Source organism: Neisseria sp. P0014.S009 (genome assembly GCF_051958155.1).
Classification (GTDB): Bacteria; Pseudomonadota; Gammaproteobacteria; order Burkholderiales; family Neisseriaceae; genus Neisseria; species Neisseria flavescens_C.
On record NZ_JBQCVS010000170.1, the window covers coordinates 1 to 256 of the forward strand.

A 256-nucleotide genomic window follows, 5' to 3' on the forward strand; every position below is an offset into this window, starting at 1 on the left:
GCACTTCTTCACATCCGAAGGCAAAAATCCGTAATGCCGCTTGAACGCTTCGTTAAACCGTCCCGCGTGGCGGTAGCCGCAAAAGTGCATGGCGGATTGGACAGTGCTGCCGGATTCGATGAGGGCGAGAGCGTGTTCCAGCCGCAGACGGCGCAGGCGTCCGGCGACGGTTTCGCCGGTTTGCGCTTTGAAATAGCGTTTCAGGTAGCATTCGTTCAATCCGATGCGGCGGGCGATTTCGGCGATGGTCAGCGGG

1 protein-coding gene is annotated in these 256 nt (G+C 59.4%); it reads right to left on the reverse strand.

Translation table 11 applies throughout. The features are described from left to right. The coding region (locus ACTHS4_RS12165) for a helix-turn-helix transcriptional regulator (RefSeq protein ID WP_440366017.1) at window positions 1–256 on the reverse strand (256 nt) is incomplete at both ends.